Genomic DNA, 15,377 nt, shown 5'->3' with positions numbered 1-15,377 from the left:
CACCCGGCACATTACAGGCGGAGCCCGCCGCCTCGGCGGGCTGCGGTCGTTCACGCCGGCTTCGCCTCGCCGGCAATGACGATCTTTCCCTGCGCGGCGAGGTCTTCCTTGATCCGGTTGTAGTAGGCGTCGGTGATTTTGTAGCGATACATCAGCAGGCCCATGCCGAGGTGGAACACGCCCGGAATCACGGTGAGCAACAGCGCCAGACCCGTGAGCGTGAATGCGCTCTGGACGACGTCGGGCTGGTACTGGAAGTAGGTCAGCAGCCAGCCGACCATGCCAGCCGCGAGGCTCATGCCCATCTTCTGGGCAAACGACACGCCGCCGAACGCCATGCCGGCGACGCGCTTGCCGCTCTTGAGCTGGCCGTAGTCCACCGCCTCCGAGATGATCGACCAGAACACGGGGCCCTGCAGGTCGACGATGAAGTTGATCAGGAAGTAGAGCACGAAGGCCAACGCGATTCCGCTCGCCGGCTCCACCGCGAAGAACATGCCCACGCTCAGCGCGAACGTGATCAGCTGCGACCAGCGGAAGAGTTGGATCTTGCAGAATTTTTTGGTGATCCACGTCGACGCCACCATCGAGAGAATGTTGCCCACGATGCCGGTGGTGACGAACGCCGCCTGCAGCTTCGCGTCGCCGCCGAGGTAATACTTCGCGTAGTAGAGCGCGGCGGAACCGCGGATCACATAGCCGACCGTGCCGACGAGGCAGACCCAAAACAGGATCTGCCACTGGTCATTGCGGAAGAGCAGCCCGACCTGCTCGCCGATCGGCTTGCGATCGTTCTGGAACTGCACGCGCTCCTTCGTGGTGAAGAAGCAGAAGATGAACAGCAGCGTCGCCATCACCGCCATCAGCGCCATCGAAATCTGGTAGCCCTTGGCGAGATGCTCCTGCCCCCAACGCGCGGCAAAGATCGGCACGAACGTGTTCACGAGCAGCGACGCGCCTTTTGCGAAGAACAACCGGTAGCCGTTCGCCGAGAGTCGCTCCTGCGGATCCGCCGTCAGCACGCCCGGCAGCGAGATGTACGGAATCACGACCACCGTGAACACCAGCATCATCGTGATGTAGGTCGCGTAGGCCCAGATGAGCTTCCCCGCGTAAGGCAGGTCCGGCGTCGTGAACACCAGCATGACCGACAATCCGAATGGCACCGCGAAGATCAGCAGGTAGGGCCGATAGCGGCCCCAGCGCGTGGTCCGCGTGTCAGTGTAGATGCCCATCGCGATGTCCGCGAAGGCGTCGATCAAGCGCGGGATCAGTCCGAGCATCGCAAGGTGCGCGACGTTCAGCCGATACACGTCCGTGTAGAAGAACGTGATGATGATCGCGAGGGCGGACCAGACGACGTTGACCGCCGCATCGCCGGCACCGAAGCCGATCTTTTCCAGGACCGGGAGCTTTGAGGAAGCAGCTTTGTTCACGAAAAGAGGAGGAGTTGTCGTGTCACCGCACCAGTTCGCTCACGTAATCGCGCAGCACACGCTCGTCGACCACCGGCCAGTCCGCAGAGTCCCACGTCAGCTCGGCGATCTTGAGCTTCTGCAGCCCGTTATCCGCGTTCTCATAGGCGTGAAAGACGAGGTAGTCCTTTCCGTCGAACGTGTAGACGCTGTTGTGCCCGAGCCCCGCCCAGTCCGCATTGCCCGCGAGCACCAGCGTGCCGCCGCCCTGCGCCAGCGGCTTGCCCGTACGATCGACGTACGGACCGGTCAGCGTCTTGGAACGACCGACGAGCAGCTTGTAAGTGCTGTCCTTGCCGCGGCAGCATTTGTCCCACGACATGAAGAGGTAGTAATAGCCATTCTTGCGGAAGATGAACGGCGCCTCGATCTCCGCCGGGCCCGCCTCGGTGTCGCTGATCAGCACGGAACGCTCGCGCTTCGCGAGCGAATACCACTCCTGCGGCTCCGCGACCGACTTCCAGTCCGGAGCCAGCTTCACCAGTTTCAGCCCGCCCCAGAACGACCCGAAGCTCATCCACGGCGTGCCCTGTTCGTCGGCGATCACCGCCGGATCAATCGCGTTCCAGAGATCGCGGTTCGGTACCGAACGCAGCACGATCCCCTGATCCTCCCACTGGTAGTCCGGCGAATCGGGGTTCAGCGTCCGGTTGATCGTCACGCCGATTGCCGACGTGTTGCGGCCAAACGCCGACACCGAATAGTAAAGGTAGAACTTGCCGTCATGCTGGACGATGTCCGGCGCCCAGATGTGACCGTTGAAGCTCGGCGCCACGGACTTCGCCCACGTCGGATCGCCCGGGAAAACCCGGCCGCGCAGCTCCCACGTTTTCATGTCCTTGCTGCTGTAGAGCGTGATGCCCGGGCCGGTGCTGAACAGGTAGAACGTGTCGCCTTCCTTGGCCATCACGGGATCGTGAATGCTGACCTGTCGGGCCGAAGCGCTGGCGGCGAGCGCCGCCACAACCAGCCAAAGGAGGTGGCGAACAGAGGTGGGGATGAGATGCATGGGCGCGAGGCTGAAGAGGGATCGGAGAGCGGAGGCGCGGCGCAGGTGTGTTCGTTGTGGTTGAGAGCGTCCCGGGAGGCGAGCTCGAGGCCCGCCTCCCGGTTCACCCTACCTAGAACAGACGACCAAAGGGGTGGCGCATTCGCGGCAAACGGCGTTGAAACCGCCGTCCGCCGGCACATCTCGCTGCAGAATTGGAATATCGGGTGGGGAATTGCCGGCTTCCGCGCCGTCGGCGCCCCGCGACCAGCGCGGAACGGCCGACGGTCGGCTGAGCCGACGTGGAAAAGATCTTGAGGGAAGCTGGGGCGTCAGAGGCCGGAATGGCGTGAGTGCTTCCCACGCCTACATGCGCCACCGCCCGGCAAAACCCGACAACAGGTCTATGCAGTCGAGAGTCTGGAGCCCAGAGTCCAGAGCTCGCACTCCGGTAGGAATCGCAACGGATGCGGCGCGCACCCCTGGCCTCCTGCTCTCAGCTCTGGATTCTCAGCTCTGGGTTGCTTCGCCCGATGAGCTGCCGTGGATCAAGCCCTTCGCCTCGCGCTCCAGAATCCGCGCAAACATCCAATCGAACCAGAATCCCTTGATCGGACTGCCGCGGCTCATCGGGCCCTTGAAGCGGCTCTCGATCGACTCCTCCGCCGCCGCGAGCTGCGCCGCGGCCTCCCCGGAGCGGCCGAGCTGGTAGTAGGCCATCGCCAGAATCAGCTGCGCCGTGGCGGTCCGCGGTGGATTCTCTTCCAGGTAGCCCAGGCACTGCTCGCTCCAACGCGCCGCCGCCGCATAGTCGCCGCGCCGGTATTCGAGCAGGCTCACCGCCATCGCCCGCCACGCGGCCGTGAACGAATCCCCCGCGGCCTGCGCCGCCGCAAACGATTGCTCCATGCCCGCCACCAACGGCTGCAACGACTCGAGCAGCGCAGCGTTGGCCGGTTTCAGCAGGCTGATCTTGACGACCCGATCGGAGAAAACCGTCCGCGTCGTCGCAAATCGCGCGATCGCCTCGGTCCTGAAACGCTCGTAGCTGACCAAATCGTTCGCTTCGAGCAGCGCCGGCCCGCATTCCAAATAATCCATGCTCGAGACATCGGGACCATCGAGCTGGTTGATTTGCAGCACGCGGAGAAAGCGCTCCGCCGCGTGTCCCCACCGGTTCTGCAGCGCGTGCCATTCACCGAGGGATCGGAGCACCGCGGCCCCTTCGATCGTCGCTTCCGTGAGCCGCAAGTCGGACAGCAGTGCGTCGGCCTGCTGCAGCTTGTCCTGCGTCACGAGCAGCGCAGCCTGCGTGATTTTTTCGCGCACTTCGGCCTCGTGCCGCAGCCGCATTTGCTGCTGCTCCGCCGCGACGGCGCGCTGCCGCGCTTCTCGCTCCTTCAGGAACAGCCATGTCGAGGTGCCGAGCCCCAGAATCAGCGCCAAGCCCACCGCGCCCACGCCGACGAACACCCCGCGGTTGCGCCGCATCAGCTTCAGCGAACGATACGACCAGCTCGGCGGCCGGGCCACGACGGGTTCATTATCGAGGTGCCGCTCGACGTCCATCGCCAGTCCGTTCGCCGTTTCGTAACGACGGCTGCGATCCTTCTCCAGCGCCTTCATCACGATCCAATCGAGATCCCCCCGCAGCACCGCCGCGAGCCGCCCCGGATCCGTTGCGCGAGCCTGCGCGACCGCCCGCGCGTCCTCGGGCGCCAGCCCCGCGAGCTTAGCCGAAGGACGCGCCGGCTCGCGTTCGCGCAGCGTTTTCCGCATCTCGTCGAGCCCGGAGGCGAGCAGCTCCTTCGCATCGAACGGCGTGCGGCCGGTCAGCAATTCGTAGAGCAGCACGCCGAGGCTGTAGATGTCGCTGCGCGTGTCGATGTCCACGCCGCCGAGCTCGGCCTGCTCCGGGCTCATGTAGGCCGGAGTGCCGACCAGCTGCGCATAGGCACTCAGGAGAAATTTCTCGGTCAGCCGCGCCTCGGTCGCCTTCGCGATCCCGAAGTCAATCACCTTCGGCATCGGCCGGCCGTCGTGCAGCGCGACCATGATATTCGACGGCTTTACGTCGCCATGGATGATGCCCTTCTGGTGCGCGTGCTGGATCGCGTGGCAGATCTGGATGAACAGGTCCAGCCGTGCGCGCGTGTCGAGCCGGTGCTGGTCGCAGTATTTCGTGATCTGCACGCCGCGCACCAGCTCCATGATGAAATACGGCGGGCCGCGGTCCGTCGCGCCCGCGTCGAACACGCGCGCGATGTTCGGATGATCCATCATCGCCAGCGCCTGCCGCTCGGCCTCGAACCGCGCGATCACGCTCTTCGTTTCCATCCCGAGCTTGATGATCTTCAGCGCCACGCGCCGATGCACCGGCTCCTCCTGCTCGGCCATGTAGACCACCCCGCAGCCGCCCTCGCCGATTTTTTCCAGGAGCTTGTAGCGCCCGATGCGCGTGCCGATCGGTTCCTCGCCGAGCGAGTCCGCCGGCCGATCGCCGGTGTTCCGCAGCGGCGTCTGCGACAGCCGTGTCGCCGTCACCAGCGACGTGCCCTCGGCGAAAAACGCGTCCGCCTGCTGCACGCTCGTGAGCAGCTCGTCCAGGCGCCGCCTCAACGCCGCGTCGCTGCCGCAAGCCTGGTCCAGATACGCGCTGCGCTGCCGTTCGGGCAACGCGCGCGCCGCATCGAACAGCTCCTCCTCCCGCTGCGTGACCGTCTTGGCCGCGTTGCCGGGGCCGACCGTGACTCGCGGATTCGCCTGCACGGTCGATCGACTACTGCGCCGCCCGGATTGCGTCAAACAACCACGCCTTGGCGAACGCCCAGTGCCGCTCGATCGTGCGCTCCGTCACGCCGAGGCTGGCGGCGACCTCGTGGTTGGTGAACCCGCCGAAAAACTTCAACACCACCACGCGCGCGCGCTCGGGATCCTGCGCCTCGAGCTTTTCCACGGCTTCGTTGATCAACAGCACCTTTTCCTCGGGCGTCGTGTCGGCGAGTTCGACCTCGTCGATGTCGAGCCGCAGCGGATTGCCGCCGCGCTTCAACCGGGCCTTGCGGCGGGCGTTCTCGATCAGGATCCGGCGCATCGCCTCGGCGGCGGCGCCAAAAAAGTGCCCGCGGTTCTGCCAGCGCTGATGATGGCCGTTGCCCACGATCCGCAGCCAGGCCTCGTGCACGAGCGCGGTCGCCTGCAGCGTCTGTCCCGCCGACTCGCGCGCCATCTGCGCGCCGGCCTGCCGGCGCAAATCGTCGTAGACCAGCGGCAGCACCTCCTCGGCGGCATGACCCTCCGGCTGGTCGAGGGATTGGAGCGCCAGGGTGAGTTCGGAAAGGGCGGGCATGGCGGGAAACGCTTGGCGCACGCTCAGCGCGGCAGCGTCCGGGCGGTTGGCCGTCGCGGCGAGACGTCGCAAAGTGTCGTGGGGTGAGAATTCACAAGCGAGGGGACCAACTTAAAACCCGAGGGGCTTCAGGTCGCGCATGCGGGGGCGTTCATGGCACCTGAGCAAGTGAAACACCCCCTCGGCGTTCGCCAGTCGAAACCCACTTCACCGTAATGCTGGCGCGCACCGCGGCCGTCGTGCGCCAGCTCCATGGCTGGGCCTCGTCGCCATCAGTGCGAACGCCAAAGACAAAAACGGCCGCAGCCCGGAGGCTGCGGCCGGCGAAAAGACCTTCTTCTCAGATCAGCGGAGCCAGAAGCTGAAATACAGGTAGAGCCCCAGCACCAGCACCAGAATGGCGCCCGCCATGAACTTGTTGCCCGCATCCCAGCTCTTCTTGATCTCTTCTCCCGCGAGTTGATGAACCGAACCGTAGGTGAGCCCACGGGTTTTCTCTTCCGGCTGCGGTGCGGTCAGGAATGACGCGACGATCATGATGACCGCGCTGATGACCAGCAACACGCCGGTGGCGTAGAGGAAGTTGAAGTCGCCGATCCAAGCGAGCCACGCCGGGTTTTCGATCTTCCCGGCGCCGAAGAAGCCTTGGAGGGTGAGCTTGATCATGCCCAGCACGAACCCGACACCCAACGCCCATTCGGCACCGCTCGCGTTGAGTCGCTTCCAGAACAACCCGAGGAGAAACACCGCGGTGATCGGCGGTGCAAGATACCCCTGCACGCTCTGCAGGTATTGATACAAGCCGCCGCCGGAAATTTTCGCCATGACCGGAATCCAGACGATCCCGAGAAAGACCACCACCGTGGTCGCGACCCGGCCAACCATCAGCAGGTGTTTCGGCGACTTGCCCGGCCGCAGCTTTTCATAGATGTCGACCGTGAACAGCGACGCGCTCGAATTGAACAACGAGGCGAGCGAGCTCATCAGCGCCGCGAGCAGGCAGGCGACGATCAGGCCGCGAATGCCGACCGGCAGCAGCTCTTTCACCAGCGTCGGGAACACCAAATCGCCATTGATCGCGCCCGTCTCGACACCGCCGACCATTTTCATCGGCAAATGAATGATCCCCTTCTGATGCAGCGCCCAGCCGATCATGCCAGGGATGAGGAAGATCAGCACCGGCCACACTTTGAGCAGACCGCCAAACAGCGCGCCGCGCCGGGCGGTGGCAAGATCCTTGGCCGAAAGCGCGCGCTGCACGATGTATTGGTCCGTGCACCAATACCAGATGCCGATGATCGGCGAGGCAATCAACACGCCGAGCCACGGGAACTGCGGGTCGGACAACGGCCGCCACAGCGCGAACTGATCGGAGTTGCTCTTCGCCATGGAGACGAGTTCGCCCCAGCCGCCGAGTTTGTTCAGCCCGATTGCCGTGATCACGAACGAGCCAAAAAGGATGATCACCGCCTGCGGAGTGGCGGTGTACATGATCGCCCGCATGCCGCCGAAAACAGTGTAGACGCCGGTGATGATCACGGTGGTGAACGCCCCGATCCAAAATGCGTCGAGCGTTACGCCCAACAGGCTCATCGTAACTTCGGGCAGCAGCGCCTGGAACACGATGGCGCCGGCATACACCGTCACGCTGACTTTCGTGAAAACATAGGCGACCAACGAGACGCAGGAGAGAATCGTCCGCGCGCGGGCGTTGAACCGCTTCTCGAGGAATTCCGGGATCGTTTGGACACCCGACTTGTAATAGAAAGGCACGAACAAGCCGGCCAACATGATCAGCACCCAGGCGTGCAGTTCCCAGTGGGCCATTGCCATGCCGGTGGCCGCGCCCTGGCCGGCCAGCCCGACGATGTGCTCGGAGCCGATGTTCGAGGTGAAGATCGATGCGCCGATCACCACCCAGCCGGCGTTGCGACCGGCGAGAAAGTAATCGACCGCATCTTTCTGTTGTCGCCCGTAATACCAGGCGACCCATCCGATGAGGACGAAATATCCTGTGATGACGATCCAGTCTAGGGTTTGCATAATGTTTCGGAGGAACTAGAAATTACCGGCGGCGCCGCGGAGCAGGTGGGCTGGCAGCCGCCTCGCGTCACCTTCGCAGAATACGCCCGCCACGTGGCACTATTTGGTGCTAAAACGATAGACCGTCGTGCTCGTGAGTTTCTTGCCCGGCCGCAGGATGGTGCTCGGGAAGGCCGGTTGATTCGGCGAATCGGGATAGTGCTGCGTCTCCAGGCACAGCCCGCTGCGATGCGGATACTTCTTCCCGCTCTTGCCGGTGATCGCGCCGGTGAGGAAATTGCCCGAGTAAAACTGGAGGCCCGGTTCGGTCGTGAACACTTCCATGAACCGGCCCGACTGCGGCTCGTGCACCGTGGCGGCCAGCGCGAGCTTCCCGTCCTGGTTGTCGAGCACCCAATTGTGGTCGTAGCCGCCGCCGAACTTCAGCTGCTCATTGTCCGCATCGATCCGTTCGCCGATCACATGTGGCTTCGTGAAGTCGAGCGGCGTGCCCGCGACCGACACGATCTCGCCGGTCGGGATCAGCCCCGCGTTCACCGGCGTGGTCTTCGCCGCCTTCATCATCAGCACGTGGTCGAGAATCGTGCCCTCGCCCTCGCCGTGCAGGTTGAAATATGTGTGGTTCGTCAGGTTGACCGGCGTCGCCTTGTCGGTGGTCGCCGAGTAATCGATCCGGAGCTCGTTCTTTGGCGTGACCGTATAGGTGACCTCGACGGTGAGCGTGCCGGGGTAACCCTGTTCGCCGTCGCGGCTGACATAGGTGAGGACCAGCGCCGGGTTGCCATCGATGATCTGCGGGCGCCCCTGCCAGAGCACCTTGTCAAAGCCCACCGTGCCGCCATGGAGCGAGCACGGGATGTCACCGGGCTTGTCGTTCAGCGGCAGCGAATACGTCTGCCCGTCGAGCGTGAACTTCCCGTGCGCGATCCGGTTGCCATAGCGGCCGATCAGCGCGCCGAAAAACGGCGACTCCTTCAAATACTGCGCGGCGTTGTCGAAGCCGAGCGACACGTCCGCCAGCTGGCCGTTCTTGTCCGGCACGAGCAGGTTCACGACGATGCCACCGAGGTCGGTGATGTCGGCGCGAAACCCGCTGGCGTTCTCGAGCGTGTACAGATGGGTCTGCCGACCGTCCGGCAGTTGACCGAATGATTTCATGGTAATGACAGGAGAGGAAGGCGCCGCGGTGAGCAGCGGAACCGCAAGCTGCAGGACAGCAACACTGGAACAGACCAGCCGCAGGATGTTTTTCATGGAAGAATGAAAGCAGCCGCCGAGCTTGGCTCGGCGAGGGGGAGGGTTTGGGGCGAGGAGAAAATGGCAGCCGGAACCGCGACGCAATCCAACTCTGCGGGAATGTAGTATTACAGTTCGGTCCAAGGCGCTCCCGCGCTCGCCGCCGCGTCATCCGCTTCTTGCGGGGGGCGCCGGACGGTATCACGGTGCCGGCATGGCGATCCGGATCGGCTGCGGGAGTTGGGGCGACAAGGACTATGTTGGACTGCTGTTCCCCAAAAGCGTCCCGGAGAAACTACGTCTCAGCCACTACACGAAGTGGTTCGAGCGGCTGGAACTCAACGTCACGTATCACTCGATCCAGTCGCGCGAGCGGATCGCCGGCTGGGTGGAGCAAACTCCGGCCGGCTTTCTCTTCGACGTGAAACTCGAGCGCCGGTTTTCGGAAAATCCGTCCCTCGCCGCGGCCGGCGATCTCCCGCAGGTTTTCCTGAATTCGATCGAGCCCATCGTCGCCGCCCGGAAGCTCGGCGCATTCCTCCTGACTTTGTCGCCGAGCTTCGGCCCACCGCGCCACTCACTGGCCGAGCTCGACCTCGTCGCCGAGAAATTCCAGCGCCTCGCGCCGGTCGCCGTCGAGTTGCGCGATCGCGCGTGGGTCGAAGGCGACGCCCTCGCCTCCACCCTCGCCTACTTTCGGTCGCGCAAGTTCGTCTGGGTCGCGCTCGATCTGCCGCGGCTCCGCGCCGCGCCGGTCTTGCCGCCCATCGACGAAGTCACGCTGCCTGAACTCGCCTACCTGCGACTCCACGGCCGGAACCCCGACTATCTGAAAGCATCGGGCGGGGCCAAGGCGCGGCACAACTACGACTATCCGCTGGCGGAACTCGAGGAGATCGCCGCACGGATCCGCGCGCTCGCCGCCAAAGCGCAGCACGTGCACGTGAGCGTGAACAACCACTACGCGGCCTTCGCCCCGAAAGCTGCGCTCGCGCTCCGCCGACTGCTCGGCCAGCCGGTCCCGCCGGCACTCGCAGAATCCGACGAGGAGGCCGGCGGTCAGCTCTCGCTGCTCTGACGCAGCCGAAACCCTCGGTTCGCGTGGAGACGCGACGCCCTCGTCCCGTCCTGCTTCACAACCGAGGGTGCTGGTAGTCGCGCGGCTCCGCCGTGCGGACCGTTCCTTAGCCGCGATGGATGCGATGCTTCGCCCGCCCCTGCCGAAGCGACGCCCTCGTCCCGTCTCGCCACCCGAAGGTTGTAGCCGGGGTCGTCGACCCCGGCCGGCCTCGGCGAGGCCGGCTACATCTTCACGGTTTCCTTCTGCGCCTTCTTTCGCCGTTTCGCCGGCGCCTCACTCGCGCCAGCCCGTTGTTCCCGCACGCTGGGACCGTCGACCCAAGTCGCGCCGATCAACGTCGCCCGCGGAAACTCCTGCACGCCGGTCTCATTGTTGTGAATCTGGCTGACCACCATGTCCACCGCCGCCTCGCCGGTCACAAAATTGTGCTGGTTCAGCCCGGCGATCTCCGGCCGCGTCGAGCGCCACTCGAGCTGGATCACGCCGAGATCCTGCGGCACGCGCCGACCCGCCGCTTTCAACCAGGAGAGGACGTTGTTGTAGAGCGTGAACACCACGTCGGGTTCGTAACGCTTCAGCCACGCGTGAAACCGCGCCGGATCCTGCTGCGCCGCCGCCACCTCGCTGAAAATCGGGATGTGCTGCGCGCGCGGCAGCGTGCGCTGCCCGGTGAAATACCCGGCCGAGAACCGCCGCTCGACCAGCGCGTCGATCACGTCGTCCAGCACCAGCCCCGGCCGGCGATAGCCCAGCGCCGCCGCCCGCTCGAACGCCATCAGCGCGAGATTGTGATGATCCACGGAGCAGAATGACAGCGCCGGATCCCGCGTGCGCACGCCCGTCACCACCGTCGGCAACTGCTCCCACACGCCACGAAGTTCGTCCGGCAGATGATTGGTGTCCATCAACCCGACGAGCACCAGGCCCTTGATGCCGCGCGTGAGCAGGATACGCAGCCAACGCGACGCGTTCAGGGTGGGATCATGGAGCCAGAACCGATCGAAGCTGTACCCCAGCTTCGCCGCCCGGCTCTCGCAACCGTCCACATACGTCGGAATCGTCGGATGGGTCCGGAACGCATCCGGATCGCGGTTCGCATTGACCAGCGCCAGCTTCGCCTGGAGCCGCGTCGTCCGGCTCGCGCGCAATTGCGCCATCAGGTGCGAGACGATCGCGTTCGGCTGGTAGCCCACCTCGTCTGCCACCCGTCGGATGCGCTCCCGCGTCACCTCGGGGATCTGCGGATCACCGCGGAGCGCGAGCGAGACGGTGTTCTTGGAAAAACCCACCTGACGGGCGATGTCGTTGAGCGTGGGCCGGGGCATGGGGACGTTCGGCGGACACTGTTCGGCCGTTCCACCGAACCGTCAAGTAAAGCAAGCCCGCAAACCCGCTGCCCGCCCCTCCGGCTTCGCAGCGCCCATCATCTTCATCCCCGTTCTCGTTCTCTTTCTCGTTCTCATTCTCCCCTCTCCTGCCCTCGCCCTCGCGCCCCCCTCTCGCCTCCCCCCGAAGAGGAGAACGAGAACGAGAGCGATCGGTCCGAGCCTGTCGGGAACCGCCCGCATATAACGCATGGTTTTATGCCCATTCGCGGCGGCGCTTTACGGTCATGCCTCCCACCGCGTTGACCCTGTTCCCCGCAACTCTCATCTCTCAACCCTCAACTCTCCGAGCTCTGGGCCTCCGCTCCAGACGCTCAGCTCTTGGCTCTCGGCTCTTCATCCCCCACCCCATGTTCACTCTCGGTCTCGATTACGGCACCAACTCCGTCCGCGCATTGATCGTCCGCTGTCAGGACGGTCGTGAATTCGGCTCGGCAGTCGTCAACTATCCCAGCGGCCATCAAGGCATCCTGCTCGACAAGCATGACGCCAACCTCGCGCGCCAGCATCCTGGCGACTACCTGTTCGGCCTGGAAAAAGCGGTCAAAGCCGCCCTCGTGCAGGCGAGGAAGCAACGCGGTTTCTCGGCCGATCAGATCATCGGCATCGGCGTGGACACCACGGGCTCGAGTCCGATTCCAGTAGACGCGAACAACGTCCCGCTCGCGCTCGCGAAGAAGTTCGCCAAAAACCTCCACGCGCAGTGCTGGCTCTGGAAGGACCACACCAGCTGGCGCGAGGCCGCGAAGATCACCGAACTCGCCGCGCAACACCGGCCGGAATACATCGCCAAGTGCGGCAACACCTACTCGTCCGAGTGGTGGTGGTCGAAAATCTGGCACTGCCTCGCGGTCGACCCGAAGGTCTTCGACGCCGCCTACTCGTGGGTCGAACTCGCCGACTGGGTGCCCGCCGTCCTCGCTGGCGTGACGGATCCGCGGCAGATTCAGCGCGGCGTCTGCATGGCCGGGCACAAGGCGCTCTACGCCGACGAATGGGGTGGGCTGCCGGATAAGGAGTTCCTCGCGCTCCTCGATCCCAAACTCGCCGACCTCCGCGACCGCCTTTACGAGAAAGCACACGACGCCACCGTCCCCGCCGGCCAGCTCAGCCCGGCCTGGGCGAAAAAGCTCGGGCTGCGCGCCGGCATTCCGATCGCGATCGGCGAAATGGATGTCCACTACGGCTCGATCGGCAGCGGCGTGACCGAAGGCACCCTGGTCAAGGTCATCGGCACGTCCACCTGCGACTGCGGCGTCGTTTCCGCGGACAAGCAGGTCGCCGACATCCCGGGCATCTGCGGCATCGTCAAAGGCGCGATTCTCCCCGGCTACTACGGGATCGAGGCCGGGCAGTCCGCCGTTGGCGACATTTTCAAATGGTGGGTCGAGGTCATCTGTCAGGGCGATGGCGCGCTGCACGGAAAACTCGCCGCCGAGGTCGCGAAACAGCCGCCCGGCCACAGCGGGTTGCTCGCGCTCGACTGGAACAACGGCAACCGAACGATCCTCGTCGACCAGCGGCTTTCCGGCCTGCTGCTCGGCACGACCCTGCACACCACGCGGGCCGAGATCTACCGCGCGTTGATCGAAGCGACGGCGTTCGGCGCCCGCGCCATCATTGAGCGCATCCGCGACTACGGCGTGCCGATCGAGCGCGTCGTCTGTGCCGGCGGCATCGCGCGCAAGGATCCGATGCTGATGCAGATCTACGCCGACGTCACCGGCTGCACGATGCAGGTCGCCGGCTCGAGCCAGGCCTGCGCGCTCGGCTCCGCCATCGGCGCCGCCGTGCTGGCCGGCGCGCATCGCGATTTCACCACCGCGCAACGGAAGATGACGCGCATCGAGAAGAAACAATACCGGCCCAATCCGAAAAACCAAAAGGTCTACGACCAGCTCTACGCGCTCTACCGGCAGATCCACGACGCCTTCGGTGGACTGAACAAGTCGGTGGACCTCAGCCGCGTGATGAAGGACCTCCTCGCCCTCAAGGACGCGGCGCGCGCGTAACCCTGATCGTTCTCATTCTCGTAATCGTTCTCGTTCTCTCGGTTTGGCTGTTCGTCGCGACCGGTGTGACCGAGAGAAAGAGAACGAGAACGATTACGAATTCCCGCCTTCCGCTCTCTCAACTCTCATCTCTCAACACTCAACTCGTCCGGCTCTCAGCGCTAGACTCTCAGCTCTGGACTCCTCTCTCATGAAACTCCTCGCCACTCCCGAAATCTGGTTCGTCTGCGGCTCGCAGCATCTCTACGGCCCCGGCCCGCTCAAGCAGGTCGCCGCCAACGCGCAAAAGGTCGCCGCCGGCCTCGCCGCCTCAAAGAAGATTCCTCTGAAGATCGTCTTCAAGGCGCTGCTCACCACGCCCGATGAGATCACCAACCTCTGCATCGAGGCGAACTCCGACGCGAACTGCGCCGGGCTCATCCTGTGGATGCACACGTTCTCGCCGGCGAAGATGTGGATCCGCGGACTGAGCACGCTGAAGAAGCCGTTCTGCCATCTGCACACGCAGTTCAACCGCGACCTGCCGTGGGGCGACATCGACATGGATTTCATGAACCTCAACCAAGCGGCCCACGGCGACCGCGAGGCGGGTTTCCTCCACACGCGACTGCGGCTCAACCGCAAGGTCGTCGTCGGCCACTGGTCGGACGCCGAGGTGCAGGAACGCATTGGCGCCTGGGTGCGCGCCGCGCGCGCGTGGCACGACTGGCAGGGCGCGAAGTTCGCCCGCTTCGGCGACAACATGCGTTTCGTCGCCGTCACCGAAGGCGACAAGGTCGCCGCCGAACTCCGCTTCGGTTTCTCGACCAACGGCTACGGCGTGGGCGATCTGGTCGCGAAGGTCGCGAGCGAAGGCATCAACGATCGCCACGTCGACGAGCTCTGCGCCGAGTACGAGAAGCGTTACGCCGTCGCGAAGGAGCTGCGCCGCGGCGGCAAGCGCCACGACTCGCTCCGTTACGGCGCGCGGATCGAGCTCGGCCTCCGCACGTTTCTCGAGGAGGGCAGCTTCAAGGGCTTCACGACGACATTCGAGGATCTGCATGGCCTGCGCCAGCTGCCCGGACTCGCGGTCCAGCGGCTGATGGCCGACGGCTACGGGTTCGGCGCCGAGGGCGATTGGAAAACCGCCGCGCTGCTCCGCGCGATGAAGGTGATGGGCGAAGGCCTGGATGGCGGCACCTCGTTCATGGAGGATTACACTTACCACATGAACCCGAAGGGCCATCAGGTCCTCGGCGCGCACATGCTCGAGATCTGCTCGACCATCGCCGCGACCAAGCCGTCGCTGGAAATTCATCCGCTCGGGATCGGCGGCAAGGAGGATCCGGTCCGGCTCGTGTTCGACGCGCCCGCCGGCCCCGCGCTCAATGCCTCGCTGATCGACATGGGCAACCGTTTCCGGCTGCTCGTGAACGAGGTCACGGCCGTGAAGACGCCGAAGCTCCCGAAGTTGCCCGTCGCCCGCGCGGTCTGGGAATGCCAGCCCGATTTCAAGACCGCCTGTGCGGCGTGGATCTACGCCGGCGGCGCGCACCACACCGGCTACAGCTACAGCGTGACGACCGAGATGCTCGAGGACTTCGCCAACATCGCCGGCATCGAGCTCGCGGTGATCAACGCCGACACGAAGCTCGGCGAGTTCAAACAGACGCTGCGCAACAACGAGGTCTACTACCACCTCGCCCAAGGCATCCGGGTTTGAGCCGGACAAGTCGCCCGCGAATCACGCGAATCGACGCGAATTGCTCCCATCCGGATAAACCACAAAACACGCGGACCACAAAAGCAGGGACGGTTTCCCGGGC

General features: G+C 64.7%; 10 protein-coding genes. 3 read left to right on the top strand and 7 right to left on the bottom strand.

What is annotated here, in order from left to right:
- Positions 1-50: 50 nt before the first annotated feature.
- The 6 genes from OTER_RS07045 to OTER_RS07020 form a co-directional block, all read right to left on the bottom strand.
- The gene (locus OTER_RS07045; RefSeq protein ID WP_012374214.1) at positions 51-1,436 is read right to left on the bottom strand and encodes an MFS transporter; all 1,386 of its coding nucleotides are present in this window, start codon (positions 1,434-1,436) and stop codon (positions 51-53) included.
- A gap of 22 nt (positions 1,437-1,458) precedes the next feature.
- Complete coding sequence (locus OTER_RS07040; RefSeq protein ID WP_012374213.1) at positions 1,459-2,484, bottom strand: arabinan endo-1,5-alpha-L-arabinosidase; 1,026 nt, start codon at positions 2,482-2,484, stop codon at positions 1,459-1,461.
- Positions 2,485-2,973: 489 nt separating this feature from the next.
- Entirely contained in the window at positions 2,974-5,232 is a 2,259-nt protein-coding gene (locus OTER_RS07035) for a serine/threonine protein kinase (protein ID WP_012374212.1), read from the bottom strand.
- 10 nt (positions 5,233-5,242) lie between these two features.
- Positions 5,243-5,812, bottom strand: a complete 570-nt coding sequence (locus tag OTER_RS07030) for an ECF-type sigma factor (RefSeq protein WP_012374211.1) — start codon at positions 5,810-5,812, stop codon at positions 5,243-5,245.
- A gap of 345 nt (positions 5,813-6,157) precedes the next feature.
- Positions 6,158-7,855, bottom strand: a complete 1,698-nt coding sequence (locus OTER_RS07025) for a sodium:solute symporter (RefSeq protein ID WP_012374210.1) — start codon at positions 7,853-7,855, stop codon at positions 6,158-6,160.
- Between the two features lie 99 nt (positions 7,856-7,954).
- Complete coding sequence (locus OTER_RS07020) at positions 7,955-9,109, bottom strand: aldose epimerase family protein (protein ID WP_012374209.1); 1,155 nt, start codon at positions 9,107-9,109, stop codon at positions 7,955-7,957.
- 196 nt (positions 9,110-9,305) lie between these two features.
- On the opposite strand from OTER_RS07020, the gene OTER_RS07015 reads away from it, so the two are divergent.
- The gene (locus OTER_RS07015; protein WP_012374208.1) at positions 9,306-10,169 is read left to right on the top strand and encodes a DUF72 domain-containing protein; all 864 of its coding nucleotides are present in this window, start codon (positions 9,306-9,308) and stop codon (positions 10,167-10,169) included.
- Positions 10,170-10,393: 224 nt separating this feature from the next.
- Here the strand turns inward: OTER_RS07015 and OTER_RS07010 are convergent, their stop codons facing one another.
- Positions 10,394-11,497 (bottom strand): LacI family DNA-binding transcriptional regulator, encoded by a 1,104-nt coding sequence (locus tag OTER_RS07010; RefSeq protein ID WP_012374207.1) that lies wholly within the window; start codon positions 11,495-11,497, stop codon positions 10,394-10,396.
- A 410-nt stretch (positions 11,498-11,907) separates the two neighbouring features.
- Here OTER_RS07010 and OTER_RS07005 point away from each other — a divergent pair, with 410 nt between their 5' ends.
- Together OTER_RS07005 and araA are read left to right on the top strand one after the other, a co-directional pair.
- Positions 11,908-13,569, top strand: a complete 1,662-nt coding sequence (locus OTER_RS07005) for a ribulokinase (RefSeq protein WP_012374206.1) — start codon at positions 11,908-11,910, stop codon at positions 13,567-13,569.
- A 190-nt stretch (positions 13,570-13,759) separates the two neighbouring features.
- Positions 13,760-15,274: an L-arabinose isomerase gene (araA, locus tag OTER_RS07000; protein ID WP_012374205.1), complete on the top strand. Its 1,515-nt coding sequence runs from the start codon at positions 13,760-13,762 to the stop codon at positions 15,272-15,274.
- Positions 15,275-15,377 lie beyond the last annotated feature (103 nt).

It is taken from the genome of Opitutus terrae PB90-1 (assembly GCF_000019965.1).
GTDB lineage: Bacteria > Verrucomicrobiota > Verrucomicrobiia > Opitutales > Opitutaceae > Opitutus > Opitutus terrae.
Note: the sequence above shows the minus strand (reverse complement) of the source record. Positions and strands in the feature narration are given on the sequence as shown.